This is a genomic window from Pseudomonas sp. B21-017 (assembly GCF_024749245.1).
Lineage (GTDB): Bacteria > Pseudomonadota > Gammaproteobacteria > Pseudomonadales > Pseudomonadaceae > Aquipseudomonas.
In genome coordinates, this window is record NZ_CP087194.1 from 4,231,449 (window position 1) to 4,257,339 (window position 25,891).

Below are 25,891 nucleotides of genomic sequence, written 5' to 3' on the forward strand. Positions count from 1 at the left end.
GCTTTTGCTTTCAGTGGAGCCGCGGGGTTCCAATTCCGATCACTGAATTGGCAGCGACAAACACAGGCTAGAGAGCGGACGTCCGACGGACAACCTGAAAACATTGTGGGAAGCCTCCCTACCTTCGCCATATCTGTTAAACATCCCGAATTGAAATACTCAACGTAGGTTGGAGGCCCTCTGTGCCCTCACCCGCCCTGTCGGCGGCAATCGCCTGCCACGGTGTATTTGATGGTATTGAGTTGGCCCTTTGAATCTTCATAGGTCATGGCAGTCGGCACCACGGAGCAGGCAACTTGCGGTCGCACAACGCTCACCACTTTCACCACATCCAGTTTCATCCCGTATTCGTAGTCTTTCACCACCGGCGCAGGTTTACCCTGGTTGGCCGCGTACTGCTCCATGGCTTTGGCGTTGGCACTGAACGCCCTCTCAAACGTCCGGTCACCGCCGCCTTCTGCCAGCGCATTCAACGACATCGCCAGCGCCCCGGCGAACGCCACCCACTTAAAAACTTTCATACCCAGTACCTTCAAATCCAGGCTCAAAAAAAGCCCGGCATCGGCAATCGATGACGGGCCAGTTCAGGTGCGGCACGCTTACAAGTCTTTGGTCTTGCCGTCCTTCTTCTCATTCACGACGACGGGGTTACGCGCCTGTTCCTTGGCGACAAACGCCTCCACCGAACGGTCATTGGCCGCCATCATTTTCTCAAAGACTCTGTCGCCGCCACCTTCAGCCAAAACAACAGAAGACATCACCAACGCCGCTGCAAACGCACTCAGTTGTACAAGTTTCATGCTTGATTCCTCGTTTAATTAACTAACGGGATCAAGGTAACAATCCGAACCTTTCGTGACGGTGGCGCGCAAATTACATATCCGTTATGTAACCTGAAAGGCACCTGTGGCGAGGGAGCTTGCTCCCGCTGGGTCGCGAAGCGGCCCCTCCTTCACCAAAAAAAGAAGGGGCCTGCTACGCAGTCCAGCGGGAGCAAGCTCCCTCGCCACAGATAGTGGTATGCCTGAAACATTGGCTTATGAGGTGGGACTCCTCTCCTCTTCACCTCGGTGCGCGAGCTGATACAGCGCCGGCAAAATCAGCAGCGTCAGGATGGTCGAAGACAGAATCCCGCCGATCACCACCGTTGCCAACGGTCGCTGCACCTCCGCACCCGTGCCGGTCGCCAAAGCCATGGGAATGAAGCCCAGGGACGCCACCAGCGCCGTCATCAACACCGGGCGCAGACGCGTGAGCGCACCCTCATTGATTGCATCAGCGAGCGAACGCCCCTCCTCCCGCAAATTGCGGATAAACGCGATCATCACCAGACCGTTGAGCACCGCCACCCCCGATAGCGCAATGAAACCAACGCCCGCCGAGATCGACAGCGGAATATCCCGCAGCCACAAGGCCATGACGCCCCCGGTCAACGCAAACGGAATCCCGGTGAACACCAGCAAGCCATCCTTGAGGTTGTTGAACATCATGAACAGCAAGCCGAACACCAACAGCAAGGCCACCGGCACCACGATCTGCAAGCGTTTGGCCGCCGACTGCAACTGCTCGAACTGCCCGCCCCAGCCGGTCCAGTAACCCGCCGGCACCTGCACATCGCGCTCAATCACCTCACCGGCCTCTTTAACGAAGGAGCCAATATCGCGCCCACGCACGTTGGCGCTGACGATCACCAGCCGCTTGCCGTTTTCGCGGCTGACCTGATTCGGCCCGAGCACCAGATCAAGGCTGGCGACATCCTTGAGGGCGATGAAGCCAATCTGATCAGCCGCACCATTCAAGGGCGCCGGCACCGGAATCAACAGTGCCGACAAACCTTCGATGTCCTTGCGCATGGCATCGGAAAGGCGCACCACCATGTCGAAACGCCGATCGCCTTCATACAATGTCCCGGCCTGACGCCCGCCGACCGCCACCGCAATGGTGTCTTGCACGTCGCCGACGTTGAGCCCGTAACGCGCCGCCTTGTCGCGGTCGATGTTGATGGTCAGCACCGGCAGGCCAGTGGTTTGCTCGACCTTGACCTCGGACGCGCCGTTGACCTTCTGCATGGCGGCAGCGACCTTCGCCGCCGTGGCGTTGAGCACGTCCATGTCATCCCCGAACACCTTGACCGCGACATCGCTGCGCACGCCGGAGATCAGTTCGTTGAAGCGCAACTGGATCGGCTGCGACAGTTCATAGTTGCTGCCCGGCAGCGTCGCGGCGGCTTGTTGCAGTTCGGCCATCAGCGTTTCGCGGGACTTGCCCGGATCCGGCCACTGCGCCTTCGGCTTGAGCATCACGTAGCTGTCGGAGATGTTCGGCGGCATCGGGTCGGAGGCGATTTCGGCGGTGCCGGTGCGGGCGAACACACGCTCGACTTCGGGCACCTTGTTGAGAATCAAGGTCTCCAGACGCTGCTGCATATCCACCGATTGCGTGAGGCTGGTGCCCGGCACGCGCAAGGCTTGCAGGGCAAAATCGCCCTCACTGAGGCTCGGCACAAACTCGCTGCCCATGCGGCTGGTAAGCACGCCGCTGAGCACAATCACAGCCAGCGCCGCCCCAACCGCCATGGCGCGATGGGACATCACCCACGCCAGCGCCGGCGCATAAACGCGACGCGCGCCGCGCATGACCACGCCCTCTTCTTCCTTGACCTTGCCGGTGACAAACAACGCGATGGCCGCCGGCACAAAGGTCACCGACAACAGCATGGCGCCCAACAGCGCGATGACCACCGTAAAGGCCATCGGGTGGAACATTTTTCCTTCGACACCGCTCAGGGCGAAGATCGGCAGGTACACGACCATGATGATCAACTGGCCGAAAATCAGCGGCCGCCGCGCTTCTTTGGCCGCCGCGAATACTTCGTGGAAACGCTCGGAACGGCTCAGCAAACGCCCGTGATGCTGCTGCGCATGGGCCAGCCGTCGCAGGGTGTTTTCGACGATCACCACCGCGCCGTCGACGATGATGCCGAAGTCGAGGGCGCCGAGGCTCATCAGGTTGGCACTGACTTTGTTGGTGAACATGCCGGTGAAGGTGAACAGCATCGACAGCGGAATGACCATCGCGGTGATCAACGCCGCGCGGATGTTGCCCAGGAACAGGAACAGAATCGCGATGACCAGAATCGCCCCTTCCACCAGGTTCTTCTTCACCGTGGCGATGGCCTTGTCCACCAGGTGCGTGCGGTCATACACCGGCACCGCAATCACGCCTTTGGGCAGGGAACGATTGATCTGCTCAAGCCTGGTCGCCACTGCCTGGGAGACCGTCCGGCTGTTTTCGCCGATCAGCATGAACACCGTGCCCAGCACCACTTCGCGACCGTTTTCGGTGGCGGCACCGGTACGCAGTTCGCGGCCGATGTCTACCGTCGCGACGTTCTTGATCCGGATCGGCGTCCCGTCGACATTGGCCATCACGATATTGGCGATGTCGTCAGTGCTCGCCACTTGCCCAGGCGCGCGAATCAGCAGCTGCTCGCCGCTGCGCTCGATGTAACCGGCACCGACGTTGGCGTTGTTGCGCTCCAGCGCCGTGACCAGATCGGCGAGGGTCAATTTGTAAGCCGCCAGCCGCTTCGGGTCGGGGGCGATCTGGTATTCCTTGGCGAATCCGCCGATGGTGTTGATCTCGGCCACACCAGGCACGTTGCGCAATTGCGGCTTGATGATCCAGTCCTGAATCACCCGCAAATCGGTTGGCGTGTAGGCGGTGCCGTCGTCCTTCAGCGCACCGTCCTGCGCCTCCACCGTCCACAGGAAAATCTCCCCGAGGCCGGTGGAAATCGGCCCCATCAGCGCTTCCGCGCCCTCGGGCAATTGCTCCCTGGCGATCTGCAAGCGCTCGTTGACCAATTGCCGGGCAAAGAACAGATCGGTGCCGTCCTTGAAGATCACCGTGACCTGCGACAGCCCCGAACGCGACAGCGAACGGGTCTGCTCCAGCGCCGGCAAACCGGCCATGGCGGTTTCAATCGGGAAGGTGATGCGCTGCTCGGTTTCCAGCGGCGAGAACCCGGCCGCGCCGGTGTTGATTTGCACCTGGACGTTGGTGATGTCCGGCACGGCGTCGATCGGCAGTTTTTGGTAACTGGCGACGCCGAGGCCGGCCATGAGGAGAACGGCGAGCAGCACGATGATGCGCTGCTCGATGGCAAACTGGATCAGGCGTTCGAACATGAGAACCTTCCGGTCGAGGTTGACGGATCAGTGGGAGCCTTCAATGAGAATGCTCGGCTGAGGCTTTGCCCAATTCCGATTTGAGGATGAAGCTGCCGGCACTGGCGACTTGCACGCCCGGTTCCAGCCCTTGGGTGACTTCCACCAGACCGGCCGCGCGACTGCCCAACTCCACCGCTTGCGCCTTGAAGCCGTCATCGGTGCGCACGAACACCGTGGGTTTGTCCTCGACGGTCTGGATCGCGGTTTCAGGTACGGCGACCCTGGCTTGGCGACTGTCGGTCGCCACCAGCGCGGTGACGAACAGGCCGGGGCGCCACGAGCCTTGCGGATTTTCCAGGGTCACGCGGACCGTTGCAGTGCGGGTCTGTTCACCGAGCAAACTGCCGACGTAGGCCACGGTGCCGGCGACTTCAGCGTTGAGTTCCGGGGCGCTGACGGTGACCGGTTTGCCCACTTGTACCTTGGTCAGCTCCTTGGGCGAAACGCCGAACGTCACCCACACCCGCGACAGGTCGGAGAGGGTAAAAGCCGCCGAGGTTTCATCGACCACCTCCCCCGGCGTCAGGTGTTTTTCCACCACCACACCGTCGAACGGCGCACGCAGTTCATAGCGATTGCCGCCGGTGGCGACCACGCTGCCGCTGAGCACGCTGATTTTTTGCCGGGCATTGGTCAGGGCAATTTCGGCTTCTTCCAATGCCTGGCGTGCCTGAAGGAAATCCTGCTCGGCGGAGATCTTGTCCTGCCACAGTTTTTTCTCGCGTTCGTAGGTGGTGCGCGCCAAGGTCAGGCGCCGCTGCGCGGCAGCCTGTTCGCTGCGCTGATCAGAGATCTGCTGACTGGCGATCACCGCCAGCAACTGGCCCTTCTTCACCGGCTGCCCAAGATTGACCGATACCGACTCGACCACCCCGGGCACCCGAGGCACCACGTGCGCGGTACGGTCCTCGTCAAAGCGCACTTCGCCGGGGAACGGCAAGCCGAGGCTGATGTTCTGCGCCCGCGCTTCGGCCAGTTGAATGCCCGCCGCTGCGATCTGTTCGGTGCTCAGCTCCAGGTGCCCTTCTTCTGTATGTTCACCGTTGGCTGCTGTGCCTTCTTCAGCGTGACCGGCGTGTTCCGCCGCTTCATCGGCGTGCGCGTCGATGGACGCATTTCCCGGCCACATCGAGCCAATACCAATGCCCAGCGCCAACGTCGCCGCAGCCACCACGATCAGTTTTTTTTCCATGGAAACTCCTCTGCGCCATACCATCGCGCAGTGATTTGAAAGATGAAATTCAAGGGCTGACGGTGAGGTCGCCGAAGATGCGTTCGATGCGTACTCGCGCGTCCGTCGCCTCGCTGACGGCCTGGATGTATTGGCTGCGTGCGCTGATCAGGGTGCGCTGGGCGTCGAGCACATCGAGGAAGCCGAACTTGCCCATTTCGAAACCGCGTGTGGCGCTGTCGACCGCACTTTGCGCAGCGGGCAGGATGGTCTGGTTGAACGCCTCGACTTCGCCGTTGGCGGTCTGCCATTGCTCAAGGCTGGTCTGGATTTCCGTGCGCAAACGCAGCTCGGTGGCATTGCGCAGATCCCGCGCCTGATCGCTGCGCCGGGCTGCTGCCAGCACGTTGCCCTGATTGCGGTTGAACAGCGGAATCGGCAGCGACAGCCCGACCACGTTGACCCGCTCGCGCTCGGTTTCGCTGTATTGGCTGCCAATGCTCACGGTCAGGTCGGGAATGCGTTGCGACTTTTCCAGACCCAGTGAGGCTTCGCGCTGATCGATCTGCAATTTGGCCAGGCGCAGCTCGGCGGTCTCGTTCAGGCGCTCCAGCAATCGGCTCGCCGGTGGCACGGTGGGCATGCTTTGCGTGGCCGCTTGCACGGTGGTCGAGGCTGGCAACGGTGCGCCCATGACCTGCGCCAATTGCTGATAGGCGTTGGCCTGATCGCGCTCGGCGCGGCTCAGTTCCAGGCGTACTTCTAAGAGTTGCACGTGCGCCCGGGTGCCTTCGACCGGCGATGATTTGCCGGCCTCGATGCGTCCTTGGGCGACGCGCAAACCGTGTTCGGCCAGTTGCAGCGACTGACGAGACAACTGCAAGCGCTGTTGCGCGGTCCGGGCGCTGTTGAACGCCTGAATCACATCGGCGCGCAAGGCATTGCGCTTGCGCTCCCACTCGATCCCGGCGGCGTCCTGCGCGCGGCTGGCGACGTCGATCCGTGCGCCACGTTTGCCGCCCAGTTCGATCGGTTGGCTGAGCATCACCGTGGTGGTTCGCGAATCGCGTCGGGTGTCTTCAGCCTCCCACGACACTTCGGGGTTGGGGATCAGACCGGCCTGTTTGCGCTCACCCTCGACGATGCCGATTTCCCACTGCGCAGCCGCCAGATCCGGGTTACCGGCGAATGCCGTTTGCAGGGCTTGATCGAGGGTCAGGGTCGATGCATGCACAAGCCCCGTGCCGGCCAGCCACACAACGCTGGCCGTCACTGTCCTCGCTGTTTTTTTCAGGCGTGCTCGCGCCGTCCGCTCTTTTAAACCGGGCAATGGAAGACTTCCTTTATTCAAGAATCTTTGATGCCGCCACGGTAGGGTTTTGAACTTATCGGCAAGGTGACTGGAACATTACAAATCCGTCATCCACGGCTTATGGAAGTTGTTTTGATCTAGGATGCGAAGTGCAAAAGGCAACATAGCAATACATGGAAACAAATACACGGTAGTTATCTGCCAAACAGCACTTGCCTGAATGTAGCGCATGGGCATTCGGGCTTGCCCGCTGCGACAGGCTGTCGCAGATGACCATACTCAGGGCTCAAGACTCAGCATTTCAGTTGACCCTGTAGCCACTACAGCCTTTACCTTGCACGCCATCACACAGGGAAACCGCCGTAGGAAACCAGCACTCACAACCTCTAGTCGTTATTCAAATCCGTCCGGAAGCCCCTACAAAAATAACAACTTTCCTGGCCACCTTAATTAAATATCCATTAAATAAAAGTGGTGATAAATCATGCGAATCCTTGTCGTCGAGGACGAGCTTAAAGCTGCCGAATACTTGCATCAGGGACTGACGGAAAGTGGTTATATCGTTGACCACGCGGCCACTGGCGCCGACGGACTGCATCTGGCGCAACAGCAGGCATACGACCTGGTGATCCTGGATGTGAACCTGCCGGAACTCGATGGCTGGGGCGTGCTGGAACAATTGCGTCGCACCCACTCCACCCGGGTGATGATGCTCACCGCCCGCGGGCGTCTGGCCGACAAGATTCGTGGTCTGGATCTGGGTGCCGACGATTATCTGGTCAAGCCATTCGAGTTTCCGGAATTGCTGGCGCGGGTTCGCACGCTGATGCGCCGCAGCGAAAACATCCCGGTGCCGCAGGTGCTCAAAGTCGCCGATCTGGAACTTGATCCGGGCCGTCACCGCGCCTTTCGCGGCGAGCAGCGCATCGACCTGACCACCAAGGAGTTCGCCCTGCTGCATCTGCTGATGCGCCAGTCCGGGGAAGTACTGACCCGCACCCAGATCATTTCGCTGGTGTGGGACATGAACTTCGACTGCGACACCAACGTGGTCGAAGTGTCGATCCGGCGTTTGCGGGCGAAGATCGACGACCCGTTCGACAGCAAACTGATCCACACCCTGCGCGGTGTCGGCTATGTCCTGGAGGCGCGGGAATGAAGCCGGCCAGCCTGTCGATGCGCCTGGGCCTGACGGTGAGTATTCTCGGCGCGCTACTGGTGGTGTTCCTGGCGATCCTTGCCTACTTTGCCCTGACCCATGAGTTGAACGCGTTATCCAGAAACAGCCTGGCCCAGAAGGTGGAACAGGTGGAACACAGCCTGTCGCTGTACGCCGATGCCGCAGAAATTCGTTCGGCGCCGCACATTCTGCTCGATCAGGTCATGGGCCATGACAACCTCACCCTGACGATTTATGACCGCAGAAACTTGCGCACGCCGCTGTTGAAATCCGGCTCCGGCATGGCCGACCCGCGCCTTGAACGCAAGGCAGTGCTGGCCGCCGACGAACCACTGGCGTTCTCCGACGGCACCGACGATCAAGGCAAGCGCTACCTGACCGCTTCTCGGTTGGTCCGCATCAAGGACGGCACCCGCGTCCCGGTGCTGCTGTCGATGGACGATGCCCACAATCAGGCGTTGCTCAGCGCCTATCTGCGCTCGACGCTGATTGCTTTGCCGTTGCTGCTGATCTTCATCGGCCTCAGTGCCTGGGCCGCCGTACAGCGGGGGCTGATGCCGTTGCGCGAGTTTCGCAAAGTGGCGGCGATGGTCTCGACGCAAGACCTCGGCCATCGGCTGTCGGTGCTCGACATGCCCCAGGAACTCAGTGAACTGGCCCAGGGGATCAACGTCATGCTGGATCGCCTCGACAATGGTGTGCAGCAGCTGTCGCAGTTCTCCGATGACCTGGCCCATGAACTGCGCACGCCGATCAACAATCTGATGGGCAAGGCACAGGTGACGCTGTCCCGGGAACGCACGGCCGAGGCGTACAAAAACGTCTTGGTGTCCTGCACCGAAGAGCTGGAGCGTGTTGCGCGGATTGTCTCGGACATGCTGTTTCTGGCGCAGGCCAGTAACCCCGCAGCGCTCACATCTTTCGAGTCGGTCGCCCTGGAAGAAGAAGTCGAAAAAGTGGCCGACCTGTTTTCCTTGTCGGCGCAAGACAAGCGCATCAGCCTGAGCGTGACCGGCAGCGCGCGCGTGCTGGGCGACCGGCTGATGATTCAACGGGCGATCTCGAACCTGCTGTCCAACGCCCTGCGCCACTGTCCGGCCGGGCAAACGGTTTCGCTGCACATTGAGCAAGAGGCGACACAGGTTGCACTGGAAGTCAGCAACCCCGGCGCGGGCATCGAAGCGCAGCATCTGCCGCACCTGTTCGACCGCTTTTACCGGGTCGACAGCAGCCGCTCCCGCTCACAAGGCAGCACCGGACTGGGCCTGGCCATCGTGCGCTCGATCATGAGCCTGCATCAGGGGGTGGCACAGGTTAAAAGCTCGCCTGGGACGTTGACGGTGTTTCGATTGGGATTTCCCACCCCCGATGAATAGATGCCCAGTCATTCAACCTGCATTTTTTCTGAAACGCCTTCATACGCGATAGGAAAAATCGTCGCGCGAAGAACCCTGAAGAGCCACAAAAGTCAGTCATCACGATTTCGCACCTCCATGCAGCTGAAATTTCCGACAAGTGCATGCGTCGAAATCGTTGGGGCGGGTATGTCCCGCAATACCGTCCCATTCAACACCCGCCGATGCGTCACGAAAAAAATCGTCAAGCCGACAATTGATGTGTACGTATTTCAACACCCCTTGAATATGGTTTTTGAAACTTCCTGTCATTTTTGACCGAGCCAATACCTGCCTTATACATTTGCTCCGTGCTCGATACAGCACATCCAATGTCTAACAAAAAGAGAGTTTAATCATGGGTTATATGGGTAACTGGAACGCCAACAAAGTGATCGACCTTGAACAACAGGAAGCGCCTACGCCAGAGCAGGTTGAAGAACTGCAACTGACTGAGGCTGAACAGTCCGAACTGGAAGCTGTATAAAAAACGGGGGGCCGGCGCCCCCCGTTTCTCGAGGGAACGAACAATGGGTTTCACACTTGCCGAACGAGAACTCACCCTGGAGCAAGCTGAACAGCGGATTCACGCTGAACTTGATGGCTTGGGCCTGCGTGTCGACACCCGCACACTGGGCCAGCAGATTGTCGCGGTCCATGCCTCTGCCAGCTCCAGCGATCAGCACCACACCGCCAGGGGATCAGGTAAAGGCTACCCGCGCCACGCCCGTGTCGGTGCACTTTACGAAATGCTGGAACACTATTTAAGTGACCACTTGGATACATCCGACATTCACTATGTAGCCCCGCGCTATTTTTCCGACACATCACTATTTACCGACGACACTGCCCTGGCACTTATCGCCGAACAACCCAATGCCATAACAGCCTGCCGACAGTATACGGATGTTCTAAAGCGCACTTCATTTACATACCCGGTCGCTTTATGCACACCCGGTTATTCACGACGAACACTGATACAAGACACAACCAACTATGGCGCACTGCAACGTTATGCCAGTAATAGCGGAACCGCTATTGGCGCAACTTACAACGAGGCGATTTTGCATGCTGCCAATGAATGTATTGAGCGCGATGCGGTTTCGTTGTTCTTGCTGGAGCATTTCTACTACGAAAACCACGCGCCCCTGCGCCGCGTCGCACGCATGTCCGATCACGACGAGCTGGGTCGGCTGTGGCTGGACGCCGAAGCGGAGATCGGTGCCGAGATCGTCCTTGTCGACATCAGCACCGAATTCCTGCCGCGAACCTTTCTGGCCTTTTCAGCCGCGCCATGCACTCACCCGCGAGTCTTCGGCACCGGTTGCTCGATCGATGCCAGGCATGGCGCATGGCGAGCACTTACCGAACTGGTTCAGTTACATCTTTGGTCCTCGGAGCCTGAACTGAGAGACTATCTGAGCAACGCTCAGCGGCATCTGACGGCCTTTCCTCGCCTGTTGCGCTGCCTGCGATTCGATCTGCATCCGCTGTTGAACCTGTGCGAGCAACAAACGGTAGTCTTGCCCGATGCTCGTGATGAACGACCATTGGCCGAGCAAATCAGCTTGCTGGCCGAAGACCTGCATCGGTATGGGCGCACGCTGGGCATTGCACCGCTTCACCAGACCGCACTCGGGACCACGCTGGTCAATGTCGTCATTCCGGGGCTGGAGCGATTTTTCGTAGTCTCCAGCGGCAACGTGGTTATCCCGCAGGCGCGGGGACGGCGCTTGGAAAGGCGACATGGAGCGCCGGCATGAACGCTCGATCGGCAACGACTGCCCTCCATCGAGAACAGCGCTTGGCTCAATCCTTCGTCCGTCATGTGGCATCCCCTGGCAAACTCGATCGTTACATCGAGCCCTTGGGGCCGGGGCTCCATCAGCTCTTCGTTCTGCGCGTGAATGGCTGCGACTGGGTGGGCCGAAAAGTCCTGCAACACACTGACACTGACGGCTGGCATATCAACAGCCTGCTCAGGCCCTGGATGTTGCTCGGACCGCTCGCTGAGTGGCATTGGGGCAATGAAGGTGCAGAGATCTATTTTCGAGGAGTTACCCGACAAGAAAAGGAAACGGCTTTCCACGTTGCGCAGACTCAACCGGACAGCGAGGTGTGTTTCCCGTTTCCTGTCACTGATGACACGGGCCTGGAGTTTGTTTGCCCGCCCGAATACTGGCAGTGCAATGAATCGCTCGCCAAGCAACTGGATGCCGACGAAAGCCACTTTCGCCAGCACTGCGCAACGTTACTCAAGACGATATCGAGTCCCGGCGCGGTGATTCATGATCCGGCGTGCTCGACTGGGGAATTCATTGCGCACCTGGCCCGCGAACTCCCCGACCGACATTGCCTGGGCTCCGATCGTTCGGCCTCGATGATCGAACATGCAAAAAATCGTCATGGCACCTCATCTGCCGAATTTTATCTGGCCGATGCCCGAAACATTGCCTCTGCCGGCATCAAATGTGATGTGCTGATACTGCGTTTCCTCAATGCCGAAGTCATGACTCGCGCCGATGCGCAGCAGACATTGCACGATATGGCACCGTGCGTGAATCCGGGAGGCACGATTATCGTTTTCGGCCATACGCCGGTACTGATTTCCGTTCCCTACATGGCCCAGATCCTGAAACTGCAGGTGATTTCCAGTGTAGCGGCCCGCCCCGGGCACACGGAGCTGTTCCAGTTCTACAGGCTGAAGGTTCCCATCTGATGCTGGTCTCCCCGATCAATGGCTACTACCCGACTTGTGACGGCCACCATCTCTATTGGGAGCGGCACGGCACCCCCGGCAGCGAACCGATATTTTTCCTGCATGGCGGGCCGGGTGGTCGTAGCACCCTCCATCATCTTGAGTTCTTCGATCTGCGATGTTTCGATATCATTTTGTTCGACCAGCGAGGCTGCGGGCGCTCCCTTCCCATCGGCGAGCTCCAGCACAACAACACTGGGCTATCCGTTGAAGACATCGATGCCCTGCGTCGGCATTTTGGTTTCGAAAAAATCAGTTTGCTGGGCATTTCATGGGGAAGCTGGTTGGCCATCCAATACCAGCGGCGCTATCCCGACGCCATTCTGAAAACCACGTTGGTCTCGGTGTTCATACCGTTTGTTGCGAACGTAAGCGCCTACGATAAAACCTTGAGCGAGGGTTTATCTCAATTCGCCTTTGGCTCCCACGACGCCAGTGCGCGGGGTATCTACCAGCTACTGAGCAATGGTTGCGAGGTGCAACAGCGTCAGGCTGCCATCCACTGGCTGCAGGCCATTTTGCAATTGAACGGGCAATCGATGTGCCCGCACGCACTCAAAGACTTCGTTGATGAAGAAGCGGTGCGCGCCATCTGCCTGGAGTTGCATTACCACGTTAATCACTATTTCTTCACGCGGGCGGACGAGCGTCTCTGGGTCGATCCCGATACCCTGGTGATACAAGGCATCAAAGACACCTTTGGCATGTCCAGCGTACGTTGGCTTCGCCAGCGCCAGAATATCCGTTGTCGTCTGCTCCACGCCGGGCACAACGCCTTCGACCTCGCGATAATGAGAACCGTGCGCCAGTCGCTGAAACGAGAAAGTGGGCATAAATAGAAACGGCACCCGAAGGTGCCGTTCGACGTCGCAGGCCGATCTGTTACTTACGCGCCACCTCCCACGATTTCAGCAGTTCGGCATAGCTCACGGTTTCACCCTTGGGCTTCTCGTTGGCCAGTTTCGGCTTCGGTGCGCCCGGTTGGTCGAACCAGTATTGCGCGTCGCGTTCCGGGTTCATTTTCGGCGCGCAAGTGGCCTGGGCCTTGGAGCGTTCCAGACGGGTCATGATCGCGTCCTGATCCTTGGCCAGACCATCGAGCGCCTGTTGCGGGGTTTTCTCGCCGCTGGCGGCTTCGGCGATGTGGCTCCACCACAACTGTGCCAGACGCGGATAGTCCGGCACGTTGGTGCCGGTCGGGGTCCATTGCACGCGGGCCGGGCTACGGTAGAACTCGACCAGGCCACCGAGCTTCGGCGCCAGGTCGGTCATCGCTTGAGAGTTGATGTCCGACTCGCGGATCGGTGTCAGGCCGACGATGGTTTTCTTCAGCGACACGGTTTTCGAGGTCACGAACTGCGCGTACAGCCAGGCCGCGAGTTTCTGTTTCTCAGGCGTGGACTTCATGAATGTCCAGGAACCCACGTCCTGATACCCAAGCTTCATGCCCTCTTCCCAGTACGGCCCTCTCGGCGACGGCGCCATGCGCCACTTCGGCGTACCGTCGGCATTCACCACCGGCAGCCCCGGTTTGGTCATGTCGGCGGTGAACGCGGTGTACCAGAAAATCTGCTGGGCAATGTTGCCCTGGGACGGCACCGGGCCGGATTCGGAGAAGGTCATGCCCGCCGCTTCCGGTGGCGCATATTTCTTCAGCCAGTCGACGTATTTGGTGGTGGCAAAAACCGCTGCCGGGCCGTTGGTATCGCCTCCGCGGGTCACGCTGGAGCCGACCGGATGACAGTCTTCGACACGAATGCCCCACTCATCCACCGGCAAACCGTTGGGCAAGCCCTTGTCACCGCCACCGGCCATGGAGAACCAGGCATCGGTAAAGCGCCAGCCCAGGGACGGGTCTTTCTTGCCGTAGTCCATGTGCCCGTAGACCCGCTTGCCGTCGATCTCCTTGACGTCTTCGCTGAAGAATTTGGCGATGTCTTCATAGGCAGACCAGTTCACCGGCACGCCCAGTTCATAGCCATACTTTTCCTTGAACTTGGCTTTCAGCTCCGGGCGCTCGAACCAGTCGGCGCGGAACCAGTAGAGGTTGGCGAACTGTTGATCGGGCAATTGATAGAGCTTGCCATCGGGCGCGGTGGTGAAGGAAATGCCGATGAAGTCCTTGATGTCGAGGGTCGGCGAGGTGAAGTTCTTGCCTTCGTTGGCCATCAGGTCAGTGATCGACTCGGTCTTGCCATAGCGAAAGTGCGTACCGATCAGGTCGGAGTCGTTGACCCAGCCGTCATAGATGCTCTTGTCCGACTGCATCACGGTCTGCAGCTTTTCCACCACATCGCCTTCTTGCAGCAAGTCGTGGGTGACTTTGATCCCGGTGATCTCGGTGAAGGCCTTGGCCAGCACCTTGGACTCGTATTCATGGGTGGTCAGGGTTTCCGAGACAACCTTGATGTCCATCCCGCGAAACGGCTCGGCCGCCTTGATGAACCACTTCAATTCCGCGAGTTGCTGATCGGCCGTCAAGGTGGACGGTTTGAATTCGCCGCCGATCCACTTTTTCGCAGCGTCTTCGTAGGCATCAGCCCAGGCCGATGCGCTCAATCCGCTGAGTGCCAGCATGGCTGCCAGTGAAATGCTATGTCGCAGCTTATTGTTTTTGTCGAACATAGAGACCTCCTTTATGGGTTTCGGAGCAACATTGCCGAGCGATTCGACTAGCCCCAACGCATCACAGCCAACAGCCACACCAGGGACAACGCGAACGCTATCCAGATGCTCCAGTCGGTGACGCCGATTACCAGCAAATGCAGGTAGGCGCTGCCGAGAAGACCGATAAACAAGCGATCGCCACGGGTGGTGGCAATCGGCAGAAAACCTTTTCGAAGAATGCTTGGCGAACGCAACTCCCAGGTCGTCATGCCCACCAGGATCAAGGCGATGACGCCGAAGAACGCCGCCGTCGGGCCGGTCCAACTCATCCATTCCATCATCAGTTCCTCATACCCGGCCCAGGGCAAAGCCCTTGGCCACATGGTTGCGAACAAACCAGATCACCAGCATGCCCGGCAGGATGGTCAACACCCCCGCTGCCGCTAGCACGCCCCAGTCGATGCCCGACGCCGAGACCGTACGGGTCATCACCGCGGCGATGGGTTTGGCGTTCACCGACGTCAGGGTTCGCGCCAGCAACAGTTCGACCCAGGAAAACATGAAGCAGAAAAACGCCGTGACACCGATCCCGGAACCGATCAGCGGGACGAAAATCTTCACGAAGAACTTGGGAAAGCTGTAGCCGTCGATGTAGGCCGTTTCGTCGATTTCCTTGGGGACACCAGACATGAAGCCCTCAAGAATCCACACCGCCAGCGGCACGTTAAACAGACAGTGAGCCAACGCCACCGCGATGTGCGTGTCGAACAACCCGATCGAGGAATACAGCTGGAAGAACGGCAGCAGGAACACCGCCGGCGGTGCCATGCGGTTGGTCAGCAGCCAGAAAAACAGGTGCTTGTCACCGAGAAAGCGGTAACGGGAAAACGCATAGGCCGCCGGCAACGCCACGGTCAGGGAAATGATCGTGTTCATGCTGACGTAGTACGCCGAGTTGAGGTAGCCGGTGTACCAGCTCGGGTCGGTGAAGATCACCTTGTAGTTGGCGAAGGTGAAATCCTGGGGAAACAGCGTCAGGCCGCCGAGGATTTCGGTGTTGCTCTTGAAGGACATGTTCAACAGCCAGTAAATCGGCACCAAAAGGAACAGGATGTAGATCAGCAGCGGGATCAGCTTTCTCTTGCTCATGGCGGGCCTCACCGATTGGCGTCAGAGTGAGTCATGGCGGTGTAGAACAGCCACGACACCAACAGGATGATCAGGAAGTACACCAGCGAGAAAGCTGCCGCCGGGCCCAGATCGAATTGGCCTACGGCCATTTGGGTCAAAGTCTGACTCAAGAAGGTCGTGGCATTGCCCGGACCGCCACCGGTCAGCACGAACGGCTCGGTGTAGATCATGAAACTGTCCATGAACCGCAGCATCACCGCGATCAGCAGCACGCTCTTGAGCTTGGGCAACTGGATGTGTCGGAACACCGCCCAGGCCGACGCCCGATCGATCCGCGCCGCCTGGTAGTACACGTCCGGAATCGCCCGCAGACCGGAGAAACACAACAACGCCACCAGCGACGTCCAGTGCCACACATCCATCACTAGCACCGTGACCCAGGCATCCATGGTGTTGGCCGCATAGTTGTAGCTGATGCCCATGCCGTTGAGGCTCGACCCGAGCAGGCCGATATCGGCGCGACCGAAGATCTGCCAGATGGTGCCGACCACGTTCCATGGAATCAGCAGCGGAATCGCCAGAATGATCAGCACCACCGACGACCAGCGGCCCTTGATCGGCATGGTCAGGGCGATGGCGATGCCCAACGGGATTTCGATCAATAACACGCAGCCGGAGTAGATGAACTGACGCAGCAAAGACGCATGCAGGCGTGGATCGAGCAGCACCTGCTTGTACCAGTCGGCGCCGACGAAGTAGCGGCTGGACTGGTCGAAGATGTCCTGCACCGAGTAGTTGACCACGGTCATCATCGGGATCACCGCACTGAATGCCACCAGCAGGAACACCGGCAGCACCAGCCACCAGGCCTTGTTGTTCTGCACCTTGTTCATGGCAGCACCTCCAGCAGGTAATCATCGGCATAGACCATCAACCACTGGGCCGGAAAACTGATGTACACCGTGCCATCGGGCACCGGTTTGTCTTCGGCCAGGCGTACTTTCAGCAGAACGCCGTCGAGGTTCAGGGTCATGATCTTGTAGGTGCCCAGGTCTTCGACGTGTACGACCTTTGCCTGCAACGCGTCATCAAAGGCCTCCTCCCACACATGAACGAACTCCGGACGGATGCCGACCTTCAGGGTTTTCCATTCGGTGTCGGCGATTTGTTTCTGCATCGCTTCGGACAACGGCAAGTGAGTCCCGGCAAAACCGACACCGCCGGGTTGCGGTTGAACCTCGATCAGGTTCATCCCCGGGCTGCCGATGAAATAGCCGACAAAGGTGTGGCTCGGCCGCTCGAACAATTCCCGTGGCGTACCGAACTGCACGATCTGCCCGCCATACATCACTGCGATCTTGTCGGCGAAGGTCGAAGCTTCGAGCTGATCGTGGGTGACGTAGACCATGGTGATGTTGAACTGCTCGTGGATCTGCTTGAGCTTGCGCCGCAGCTTCCACTTCAGGTGCGGGTCGATTACCGTCAACGGTTCATCGAAGAGGATCGCCGACACGTCATCGCGCACCAGCCCACGGCCCATGGAGACTTTCTGTTTTTCATCGGCGGTGAGGTTGCGCGCCTTCTTGTGCAGCAATGCCTGAAGGTCGAGGACTTCGGCGATTTCATGCACCTTGCTGTAGATTTTCGCTTCGACCATGCCCTGATTGCGCAGCGGGAAGGCCAGGTTGTCGAACACTGTCATGGTGTCGTAGACCACCGGGAACTGGAAAACCTGGGCGATGTTGCGCTTTTCCGGGGTCAGTTCGTTGACCACTTTACTGTCGAACAACACCTGGCCCTGGGACGGGCTGAGCAACCCGGAAATGATGTTGAGCAAGGTCGACTTGCCGCACCCCGATGGCCCGAGCAGCGCATAAGCGCCGCCCTGCTCCCAGACGTGGTCCATCTCGCGGATCGCGTAATCCTCAGGGCCGGCTGGCGTGCGGGTGTAGCTGTGGGCAAGGCTCTGCAAACGGATTTCGGCCATCAGGCAACCCTCGCAATACGGCGACCGGGCGCCTGGACCAGCCGCCCCTGCATATCGAACACAAACAGTTTATGAGTCGGGATATAGATGCGAATCGGCGCATCGACGTCGTATTCGTGCACCCCCGGCAAGTGCAGCACCAGCAAGAAATACTCGTTGCGCACGTGCAGGAAGGTTTCCGAACCGCTGATCTCGGCCACCTCGACGGTCACCGCCAGTTCCAGATCGTCGTCGTTGCTCGGCACCAGCGAGATATGGCTGGGACGCACGCCGAAACGGAACTCGCCCTCGCCCACCGGACGCAGATCGACGTTCAACGGGAAGTGCACGAAATTGGCGAAACTGACTTCGTTGCCGGCAATGCGCCCCGGCATCAGGTTGATCGGTGGCTCGGAGAACAACTCCGCCGCCAGCACGGTTTGCGGCTGGTGATACACCTCGGAGGATTTGCCGCTCTGAATCACCCGGCCTTCGTGAAGAATCGTCGTGGTGCCGCCCAGCGCCAGGGCTTCGTTGGGTTCGGTGGTGGCGTAAATCGCGATGGTATTGCGCGCCTTGAACAGCTCGCGCATTTCCTGGCGCAGCTCCTCGCGCAGCTTGTAGTCGAGGTTGACCAGCGGCTCGTCGAACAGAATCAGCTCGGCGTCCTTGACCAGCGCCCGGGCCATGGCGGTGCGCTGTTGCTGGCCGCCGGAGAGCTCCAACGGATGGCGCTGGAGAAACTTCTCGATGCGCAGCATCTTCGCGGTTTCCAGCACTTTGCTCTGGATCAGCTCATTGGCAACGCCACCCTGACGCAGCGGCGAGGCGATGTTCTCGAACACCGTCATGGTCGGGTAATTGATGAACTGCTGATAGACCATCGACACGTTGCGCAAACGCACCGGGCGCTGGGTGACGTCGACGCCGTTCATCAGGATGCGGCCGCTGTCGGGCTTGTCCAGACCGGCCATCAGGCGCATGAGGCTGGTTTTGCCGGACAGCGTGCGACCGAGCAAAACGTTGAACGATCCGGGTTCGAAATTAAGGCACGCATCGTCGATCCAGGTCTGGCCTTCGATGGTGCGGCTGACATGTTCCAGGATTAGTGACATGGCTCGGCCTTTTTTTATTTTTTGAGTCAAGCGACCGGAGCTACATAGCGACATCCGTGCCAAAAATCTCAAACGTTTGATTTGGCTGGAAATCCCATCAAACAAGATAAAAATCGGATTCGTTGATGAACAGAAATGAACAACCACGAATGAACAACTGAACAATCCGGCGGTTGACAATGAACAATAGTGAACAACACTCTACGGATGCTTTAGCAAGACGATTACTCGAATCCCCCACATCCTGTGTAGCAGCTGGCGAAGCCTGCGTTCGGCGACGCAGTCGTCGTAAGACCTGTTTGCGTGGTCGTCCTGATACACCGCGACGCCTGATTTCACGACGACTGCGTCGCCGAACGCAGGCTTCGCCAGCTGCTACATGAAGCGTGTTACTCATAACAAAAATAATAATGCCCAGAGATCGACCGCCATGGCCGTACCTGTCTCAAAGCGCTCCCACGACGCCATCATCCAGGACTCCTGGTCCCGCTGCCGCGCGTTCGGGCTCGATCATCAGAGCGCTCCGGCGTTCGATCAGCTGCCGGCAGACGGCATCGCCCACTTGCTGGAGAGCCAGCATTCCCTGGTGCAAACCACCCATCAGGAAGTCCTGCCGTATTACGAAAACATCCTCAGCAACTCCAATTGCCTGATCATGCTCGCCGACAATCACGGCCAGGTGCTGACGTCGTGGGGTACCCAGCGTTTCATCGAACCGAGCCTGACCCGCGGTTTCAGCGTCGGCGCCAGCTGGATGGAGCATTGCAGCGGGACCAATGCGATCGGCACCGCGCTGGCCTGCGAGCAGGCCGTGCACATCGAGCACGATGAGCATTTCCTCAAGGCCAACCGCTTCATGACCGGTTCCGCCGCGCCGATTTTCGATGCCGAGCGCAAGGTAATCGCGGTGCTGGACGTGTCCAGCGACAGCTACCTGCCGCCCTCCCACACCCTGGGCATGGTCAAGATGATGAGCCAGACCGTGGAGAACCGGCTGATCCTCAACCTGTTCCACGGCCAGCATTTCCAACTGACCTTCAACACCGGGTTGAACAACCTCGACAGCCAATGGGCCGGGATGCTGATCTTCGATGAAACCGGTCAGGTACTGTCGGCCAACCGCCGGGCCGACAATCTGCTGGGCATCAGCCTGTCGCGGGTCAGCGTCGAAAGCCTGTTCAAAGTCTCGTTGATGGAACTGCTGAATCAGCCGGACGGCCTGCCGTTTTCCCTGCAAGCCTCAGGAAACAACCGTTTCCAGTGCGTGCTGAAACGACCGAAACAGGCGTCGATTCAGGCGCGGCTGTTTGCAGAAAAAAAGAGCACTGAAACGAAAAGCCCTGAAATAAAGTGCACTGAGCCCACCCTGGCAGCGCCCGCCGCGATCAGCCTCAACACCCTGCACTTTGGCGACAGCCGCGTGGAAAAAGCCGTGCGCCAGGCCGAACGTTTGCTGGAGAAGGACATTCCATTGTTGATCCACGGGGAAACCGGGGTCGGCAAGGAAGTCTTCGTCAAAGCCCTGCACCACGCCAGCTCACGCAGCAAACAACCGTTCATTGCCGTCAACTGTGCAGCGATCCCCGCCGAACTGGTGGAGTCCGAGCTGTTTGGCTACGAGAAAGGCGCGTTCACCGGCGCCAACCAGAAAGGCAGCATCGGGCTGATCCGCAAGGCCGACAAAGGCACCCTGTTCCTCGATGAAATCGGCGACATGCCGCTACCGACCCAGGCCCGGCTGCTGCGGGTATTGCAGGAACGTTGCGTACAACCGGTGGGCAGCAGCGAGTTGTTCCCGGTGGACATCCGGATCATCTCGGCGACCAACCGCTTGTTGCGCGAGCAGGTGCAGTTGGGGCGGTTTCGTGAGGATTTGTATTACCGCATCGGCGGTTTGACCCTGGAACTGCCACCGATCAGGGAGCGCAGCGACAAGCAGGCGTTGTTCAAGCGCTTGTGGGAGCAACACCGTGAACCGTCGCAGTGGGCCGGGTTGAGCCCCGAGGTGTTGGAACTGTTCAGCCGCCATCCGTGGCCGGGGAATTTGCGTCAGGTCAGCAGCGTGATGCAGGTGGCGTTGGCCATGGCCGAAGAGCAACCCGTGCGGCCGGAACATTTGCCGGATGATTTTTTTGTCGATCTGGAGATGGAGCCGGTGGATACGCCGGAGCCGATAGCCGTTGATTTGAATGATGCCGAGGCATTGAATCGGCAATTGCAGGCGGCTGGGGGAAATATTTCGCACTTGGCGCGGCGGTTAGGGGTTAGTCGCAATACCCTTTACAAGCGGTTGCGCCAATTGGGGGATTGAAGGCTGCGATCTTTTGATCTTCAACCAAACAAACAAAAACCCGCACAAGGCGGGTTTTGTTTGTAGCAAACGCAGCGATCAGTCAGCCAGACGCCAGGTCGTGCCGCCCTTGCCGTCTTCCAGCACCACGCCCATGGCGGTGAGCTGGTCGCGGATGCGGTCGGATTCGGCCCAGTCTTTGTTGGCACGGGCAGTCAGGCGCGCCTGGATCAGTGCATCGACTTCAGCCGCGTCGACCCGCCCTTCGGCACCGGCCTGCAGGAAGTCATCGGCTTCAAGCTGCAATACACCCAGCACGCTGGCCAGTTCCTTCAAGCGTGCCGCCAGACCGGCCGCCGCATCCAGATCGCTCTCGCGCAGACGGTTGATCTCGCGGACCATCTCGAACAGCACCGCACAGGCTTCCGGCGTGCCGAAGTCGTCGTTCATCACCTGGGTGAAACGCTCGACGAAGGCTTCGCCGCCAGCAGGTGCCACTTTCGGCAGGCCTTTCAACGCATGGTAGAAACGCTCGAGGGCGCCCTTGGCGTCCTTGAGGTTGTCTTCCGAATAGTTGATCGCGCTGCGGTAGTGGCTCGACACCAGCAGGTAACGCACGACTTCCGGGTGGTACTTGTCGAGCACGTCGCGAATGGTGAAGAAGTTGTTCAAGGACTTGGACATCTTCTCGCCATTGATGCGAATCATGCCGCAATGCATCCACGCGTTGGCGTAGGTCTTGCCGGTGGCCGCTTCGCTCTGGGCGATTTCGTTTTCGTGGTGCGGGAACTCGAGGTCGCTGCCGCCGCCATGAATATCGAAGGTCTCGCCCAGGCAGCAGGTGGACATCACCGAGCACTCGATGTGCCAGCCCGGACGACCGTCGCCCCACGGCGATGGCCAGCTCGGCTCGCCTGGCTTGGCGCCTTTCCACAGCACGAAGTCCAGCGGGTCCTGTTTCGACTCGTCGACTTCGATTCGTGCGCCGATGCGCAGGTCTTCGATCTTCTTGCGCGACAGCTTGCCGTAGCCCATGAACTTGGCGACGCGGTAGTACACATCGCCATTGCCCGGTGCGTAGGCGTAACCCTTGTCGATCAGGGTCTGGATCATCGCGTGCATGCCCGGGATGTGATCCGTGGCACGCGGCTCCATGTCCGGTTTTTTGATGTTCAGGCGCGCTTCATCTTCGTGCATCGCTGCGATCATGCGCTCGGTCAAGGCCTCGAACGACTCGCCGTTCTCGTTGGCCCGATTGATGATCTTGTCGTCGATATCGGTGATGTTGCGCACGTAGGTCAGGTCGTAACCGCTGAACCGCAACCAGCGGGTCACCAGGTCGAACGCGACCATGCTGCGGCCATGGCCCAGGTGGCAGTAGTCGTACACGGTCATCCCGCAGACGTACATGCGCACCTTGTTGCCATCCAGCGGCTTGAAGACTTCTTTGCTCTTGGTGAGCGTGTTGTAGATCGTAAGCACGACGGTTCCTTAAGACTTGATCACTGGCCCCACGAATCACGCAGGGTCACGGTACGGTTGAATACCGGAGCGCCCGGTTTCGAGTCCTTGATATCCGCGACGAAGTAACCTTCGCGCTCGAACTGGAAACGGTCTTCCGGCTGTGCGTTGCCCAACGAGGGTTCAGCACGACAACCGGTGAGGACTTGCAGTGAGTCAGGGTTGATGTTGTCCAGGAAACTGGCGCTGTCTTCGGCCTTCTCCGGGTTCGGAGAACGGAACAGACGATCGTACAGACGCACTTCGCACTCGACGCTGGCCGCGGCCGGCACCCAGTGGATCACGCCTTTGACCTTGCGGCCCTCAGGGTTCTTGCCGAGCGTTTCCGGGTCGTACGAGCAACGCAGTTCGACGATGTTGCCATCGGCGTCCTTGATCGCTTCGTCGGCACGGATCACGTAGCTGCCGCGCAGACGCACTTCGCCGTTCGGCTCCAGGCGCTTGTAGCCTTTTGGCGGCTCTTCCATGAAGTCTTCACGGTCGATGTAGAGCTCACGGGCGAACGGCAGAACGCGCACGCCCATGTCTTCTTTCGGGTGGCACGCCAGTTCGAGGTTTTCGACCTGACCTTCCGGGTAGTTGGTGATCACGACTTTCAGCGGACGCAGCACGCACATGGCGCGCGGGGCGCTGTGGTCGAGGTCGTCACGGATGCTGAATTCGAGCATGCCGAAATCCACCACGCCGTCGGAACGGTTGGTGCCGATCATTTCGCAGAAGTTGCGGATCGATTTCGGCGTGTAGCCACGGCGGCGGAAACCCGACAGCGTGGACATGCGCGGATCGTCCCAGCCATTGACGTGCTTTTCATCGACCAGTTGCTTGAGCTTGCGCTTGCTGGTGATGGTGTAGTTCAGGTTCAGACGGCTGAATTCGTACTGACGCGGGTGCGCCGGCACCGGCAGGTTGTCGAGAAACCAGTCGTACAACGGACGATGGCTTTCAAACTCCAGGGTGCAGATCGAGTGGGTGATGCCTTCGATGGCGTCCGACTGACCGTGGGTGAAGTCGTAGTTCGGGTAGATGCACCACTTGTCGCCGGTCTGGTGGTGATGGGCATGACGGATGCGATACATGATCGGGTCGCGCAGGTTCATGTTCGGCGAGGCCATGTCGATCTTGGCCCGCAGCACACGTGCGCCGTCCTTGAATTCGCCGGCCTTCATGCGAGCGAACAGGTCGAGGTTTTCCTCAACCGAGCGGTCGCGGAACGGGCTGTTCTTGCCCGGCTCGGTCAGGCTGCCACGGTATTCCTTGGCCTGTTCGGGGGTCAGGTCGTCGACATAGGCCTTGCCGGCCTTGATCAGCTCTACCGCCCAGTCGTGCAACTGGTCGAAATACTGCGAGGCATAGCGCACTTCACCGGACCATTCGAAGCCCAGCCATTTGACGTCGCTTTCGATCGCGTCGATGTATTCCTGGTCTTCCTTGGCCGGGTTGGTGTCGTCGAAACGCAGGTGCGTGACGCCGCCGAATTCCTGGGCCAGGCCGAAGTTCACACAGATCGACTTGGCGTGACCGATGTGCAGGTAACCGTTGGGCTCAGGCGGAAAACGGGTAACGATCTGCGTGTGCTTACCCGAGTCCAGGTCCGCCTGGATGATCGGGCGCAGGAAATTGACCGGCACGGCAGGGCCGGTCTTGGAATTCGAGGTAGGGTCGACAGTGGGCTTGCTCATAGGATCCTTGAACGTACAAGTGCGCGGCCAGTTGGCCAAATCAAAGCGGCTGTTATAAATCAAAGGGGCTTATCATAGCCGATGCTGTCAAGTGGCTGACAGAGCAGGCCGGCAATCGGTTGCATTTAATCGGCCGGCGATGAAAAACAGCCTCGAAATTCGCGTCCGGCACGCTAAACTGCGCACCTTGGCCGACACTGGCCGGACCGGTTGAGGGCCAAAGCGCCCCTAACCCACGAATTTCTATAAAGAGTACTGATCATGACTCAAGTCAAACTGTCTACCAACTTCGGCGACATCGTCCTGAAACTGAACGCTGAAAAGGCACCGCTGACCGTTGCCAACTTCATCGAATACGTCAAGGCCGGTCACTACGAAAACACTGTTTTCCACCGCGTCATCGGTAACTTCATGATCCAGGGCGGCGGTTTCGAGCCAGGCATGAAAGAAAAGAAAGACAAGCGCCCAAGCATTCAGAACGAAGCCGACAACGGCCTGCCGAACAAGAAGTACAGCGTTGCCATGGCCCGCACCATGGAGCCGCATTCGGCTTCCGCGCAATTCTTCATCAACGTGGCTGACAACAGCTTCCTGAACCACAGCGCCAAGACCGTTCAGGGCTGGGGCTACGCGGTATTCGGCGAAGTGGTTGAAGGCACCGACGTCGTCGACAAGATCAAAGGCGTGGCCACCACCTCCAAGGCCGGTCACCAGGACGTACCTGCAGACGACGTGATCATCGAGAAAGCCGAGATCATTGAGTGATACTGCTGATTTCAGACTTGCATCTGGAAGAGGAGCGCCCGGACATTACCCGGGCGTTTCTGGATTTGCTCGCTGGACGCGCCCGCTCGGCGAGTGCGTTGTACATTCTGGGCGACTTTTTCGAGGCGTGGATTGGCGACGATGCCATGACAGCCTTCCAGCGTTCCATCTGCCAGGCCCTGCGTAATTTGAGCGACAGCGGCACGGCCATTTTCCTGATGCACGGCAATCGCGACTTCATGCTCGGCAAGGCCTTCTGCAAAGCGGCCGGCTGTACCTTGCTCAAAGATCCGAGTGTCGTGCAGTTTTACGGCGAGCCGGTGCTGTTGATGCACGGCGACAGCCTCTGCACCCGCGACGTAGGTTATATGAAGCTGCGGCGCTACCTGCGTAACCCGATCACCCTGTTCATCCTGCGCCATCTGCCTTTGGGCACCCGGCATAAACTGGCGCGCAAGCTGCGCAGTGAAAGCCGTGCGCAAACGCGGATGAAGGCCAATGACATTGTCGATGTCACGCCGGAAGAAGTGCCGCGGGTCATGCAGGCCTATGGCGTGAAAACCCTGATCCACGGCCATACCCATCGCCCCGCCATCCACAAGTTGCAGATTGGCGAGCAAGCGGCCAAGCGCATTGTGCTGGGGGATTGGGACCGTCAAGGCTGGGCGTTGCAGGTGGATGAGCAAGGGTTTGCGTTGGCGCCGTTTGATTTCACCCCGCCGCCGCAATTGGCAGCACCTTCAGCCTGATCGTTCCCACGCTCTGCGTGG

General features: G+C 59.3%; 22 protein-coding genes. 9 read left to right on the forward strand and 13 right to left on the reverse strand.

The window, feature by feature from the left end:
- Positions 1-188: 188 nt before the first annotated feature.
- The 5 genes from LOY28_RS19135 to LOY28_RS19155 form a co-directional block, all read right to left on the reverse strand.
- On the reverse strand, positions 189-521 hold the full coding sequence (locus tag LOY28_RS19135; protein WP_018925501.1) for a DUF2790 domain-containing protein: 333 nt from the start codon (positions 519-521) through the stop codon (positions 189-191).
- Between the two features lie 78 nt (positions 522-599).
- The gene (locus LOY28_RS19140) at positions 600-800 is read right to left on the reverse strand and encodes a co-regulatory protein PtrA N-terminal domain-containing protein (protein ID WP_064618798.1); all 201 of its coding nucleotides are present in this window, start codon (positions 798-800) and stop codon (positions 600-602) included.
- Positions 801-1,037: 237 nt separating this feature from the next.
- A complete protein-coding gene (locus tag LOY28_RS19145) occupies positions 1,038-4,190 on the reverse strand; it encodes an efflux RND transporter permease subunit (protein WP_258612367.1) in 3,153 nt (1,050 codons plus the stop codon).
- Between the two features lie 40 nt (positions 4,191-4,230).
- Positions 4,231-5,424 carry an efflux RND transporter periplasmic adaptor subunit gene (locus tag LOY28_RS19150; protein ID WP_258612368.1) on the reverse strand — a complete coding sequence of 398 codons (1,194 nt, stop codon included), beginning with the start codon at positions 5,422-5,424 and terminating at the stop codon, positions 4,231-4,233.
- A gap of 49 nt (positions 5,425-5,473) precedes the next feature.
- Complete coding sequence (locus LOY28_RS19155; RefSeq protein WP_258612369.1) at positions 5,474-6,733, reverse strand: TolC family protein; 1,260 nt, start codon at positions 6,731-6,733, stop codon at positions 5,474-5,476.
- A gap of 466 nt (positions 6,734-7,199) precedes the next feature.
- Between LOY28_RS19155 and LOY28_RS19160 the strand changes: the two genes are divergently transcribed.
- The 6 genes from LOY28_RS19160 to LOY28_RS19185 all read left to right on the forward strand — a co-directional run bounded on the left by LOY28_RS19160 (position 7,200) and on the right by LOY28_RS19185 (position 12,886).
- Positions 7,200-7,874 (forward strand): heavy metal response regulator transcription factor, encoded by a 675-nt coding sequence (locus LOY28_RS19160; protein WP_007940896.1) that lies wholly within the window; start codon positions 7,200-7,202, stop codon positions 7,872-7,874.
- Complete coding sequence (locus LOY28_RS19165; RefSeq protein WP_258612370.1) at positions 7,871-9,271, forward strand: heavy metal sensor histidine kinase; 1,401 nt, start codon at positions 7,871-7,873, stop codon at positions 9,269-9,271. Before LOY28_RS19160 ends, LOY28_RS19165 begins: the two co-directional genes overlap by 4 nt.
- 376 nt (positions 9,272-9,647) lie before the next feature.
- The gene (locus LOY28_RS19170; RefSeq protein WP_256597110.1) at positions 9,648-9,776 is read left to right on the forward strand and encodes a hypothetical protein; all 129 of its coding nucleotides are present in this window, start codon (positions 9,648-9,650) and stop codon (positions 9,774-9,776) included.
- A gap of 43 nt (positions 9,777-9,819) precedes the next feature.
- On the forward strand, positions 9,820-11,052 hold the full coding sequence (locus tag LOY28_RS19175; RefSeq protein ID WP_258612371.1) for a YcaO-like family protein: 1,233 nt from the start codon (positions 9,820-9,822) through the stop codon (positions 11,050-11,052).
- Positions 11,049-12,008 carry a trans-aconitate 2-methyltransferase gene (locus LOY28_RS19180; protein WP_258612372.1) on the forward strand — a complete coding sequence of 320 codons (960 nt, stop codon included), beginning with the start codon at positions 11,049-11,051 and terminating at the stop codon, positions 12,006-12,008. Before LOY28_RS19175 ends, LOY28_RS19180 begins: the two co-directional genes overlap by 4 nt.
- A complete protein-coding gene (locus LOY28_RS19185) occupies positions 12,008-12,886 on the forward strand; it encodes an alpha/beta fold hydrolase (protein ID WP_258612373.1) in 879 nt (292 codons plus the stop codon). The genes LOY28_RS19180 and LOY28_RS19185 overlap by 1 nt, the downstream gene beginning before the upstream one ends.
- A 43-nt stretch (positions 12,887-12,929) precedes the next feature.
- Here LOY28_RS19185 and LOY28_RS19190 read toward each other — a convergent pair whose 3' ends face one another.
- The 6 genes from LOY28_RS19190 to LOY28_RS19215 are packed head-to-tail and all read right to left on the reverse strand — an operon-like array spanning position 12,930 to position 18,866.
- Positions 12,930-14,672, reverse strand: coding sequence for an ABC transporter substrate-binding protein (locus tag LOY28_RS19190; RefSeq protein ID WP_258612374.1), 1,743 nt, complete (start codon positions 14,670-14,672; stop codon positions 12,930-12,932).
- A 47-nt stretch (positions 14,673-14,719) separates the two neighbouring features.
- Positions 14,720-14,992 carry a DUF2160 domain-containing protein gene (locus tag LOY28_RS19195; RefSeq protein WP_105343964.1) on the reverse strand — a complete coding sequence of 91 codons (273 nt, stop codon included), beginning with the start codon at positions 14,990-14,992 and terminating at the stop codon, positions 14,720-14,722.
- A 10-nt stretch (positions 14,993-15,002) separates the two neighbouring features.
- Entirely contained in the window at positions 15,003-15,803 is an 801-nt protein-coding gene (locus LOY28_RS19200; RefSeq protein WP_105343966.1) for a carbohydrate ABC transporter permease, read from the reverse strand.
- A gap of 8 nt (positions 15,804-15,811) precedes the next feature.
- Positions 15,812-16,678 carry a carbohydrate ABC transporter permease gene (locus tag LOY28_RS19205; protein ID WP_018925488.1) on the reverse strand — a complete coding sequence of 289 codons (867 nt, stop codon included), beginning with the start codon at positions 16,676-16,678 and terminating at the stop codon, positions 15,812-15,814.
- On the reverse strand, positions 16,675-17,772 hold the full coding sequence (locus LOY28_RS19210) for an ABC transporter ATP-binding protein (protein ID WP_018925487.1): 1,098 nt from the start codon (positions 17,770-17,772) through the stop codon (positions 16,675-16,677). The genes LOY28_RS19205 and LOY28_RS19210 overlap by 4 nt, the downstream gene beginning before the upstream one ends.
- Positions 17,772-18,866: an ABC transporter ATP-binding protein gene (locus LOY28_RS19215; RefSeq protein WP_018925486.1), complete on the reverse strand. Its 1,095-nt coding sequence runs from the start codon at positions 18,864-18,866 to the stop codon at positions 17,772-17,774. Before LOY28_RS19215 ends, LOY28_RS19210 begins: the two co-directional genes overlap by 1 nt.
- Positions 18,867-19,296: 430 nt before the next feature.
- On the opposite strand from LOY28_RS19215, the gene LOY28_RS19220 reads away from it, so the two are divergent.
- Positions 19,297-21,177 (forward strand): sigma-54-dependent Fis family transcriptional regulator, encoded by a 1,881-nt coding sequence (locus LOY28_RS19220; RefSeq protein WP_086944997.1) that lies wholly within the window; start codon positions 19,297-19,299, stop codon positions 21,175-21,177.
- A gap of 78 nt (positions 21,178-21,255) precedes the next feature.
- Here the strand turns inward: LOY28_RS19220 and cysS are convergent, their stop codons facing one another.
- Entirely contained in the window at positions 21,256-22,638 is a 1,383-nt protein-coding gene (cysS, locus tag LOY28_RS19225; RefSeq protein WP_019580054.1) for a cysteine--tRNA ligase, read from the reverse strand.
- Between the two features lie 20 nt (positions 22,639-22,658).
- Entirely contained in the window at positions 22,659-24,356 is a 1,698-nt protein-coding gene (locus LOY28_RS19230) for a glutamine--tRNA ligase/YqeY domain fusion protein (RefSeq protein WP_258612375.1), read from the reverse strand.
- A 261-nt stretch (positions 24,357-24,617) separates the two neighbouring features.
- Here LOY28_RS19230 and LOY28_RS19235 point away from each other — a divergent pair, with 261 nt between their 5' ends.
- A complete protein-coding gene (locus tag LOY28_RS19235) occupies positions 24,618-25,121 on the forward strand; it encodes a peptidylprolyl isomerase (protein ID WP_018925482.1) in 504 nt (167 codons plus the stop codon).
- Complete coding sequence (gene lpxH / locus LOY28_RS19240) at positions 25,118-25,870, forward strand: UDP-2,3-diacylglucosamine diphosphatase (RefSeq protein ID WP_018925481.1); 753 nt, start codon at positions 25,118-25,120, stop codon at positions 25,868-25,870. Before LOY28_RS19235 ends, lpxH begins: the two co-directional genes overlap by 4 nt.
- Positions 25,871-25,891 lie beyond the last annotated feature (21 nt).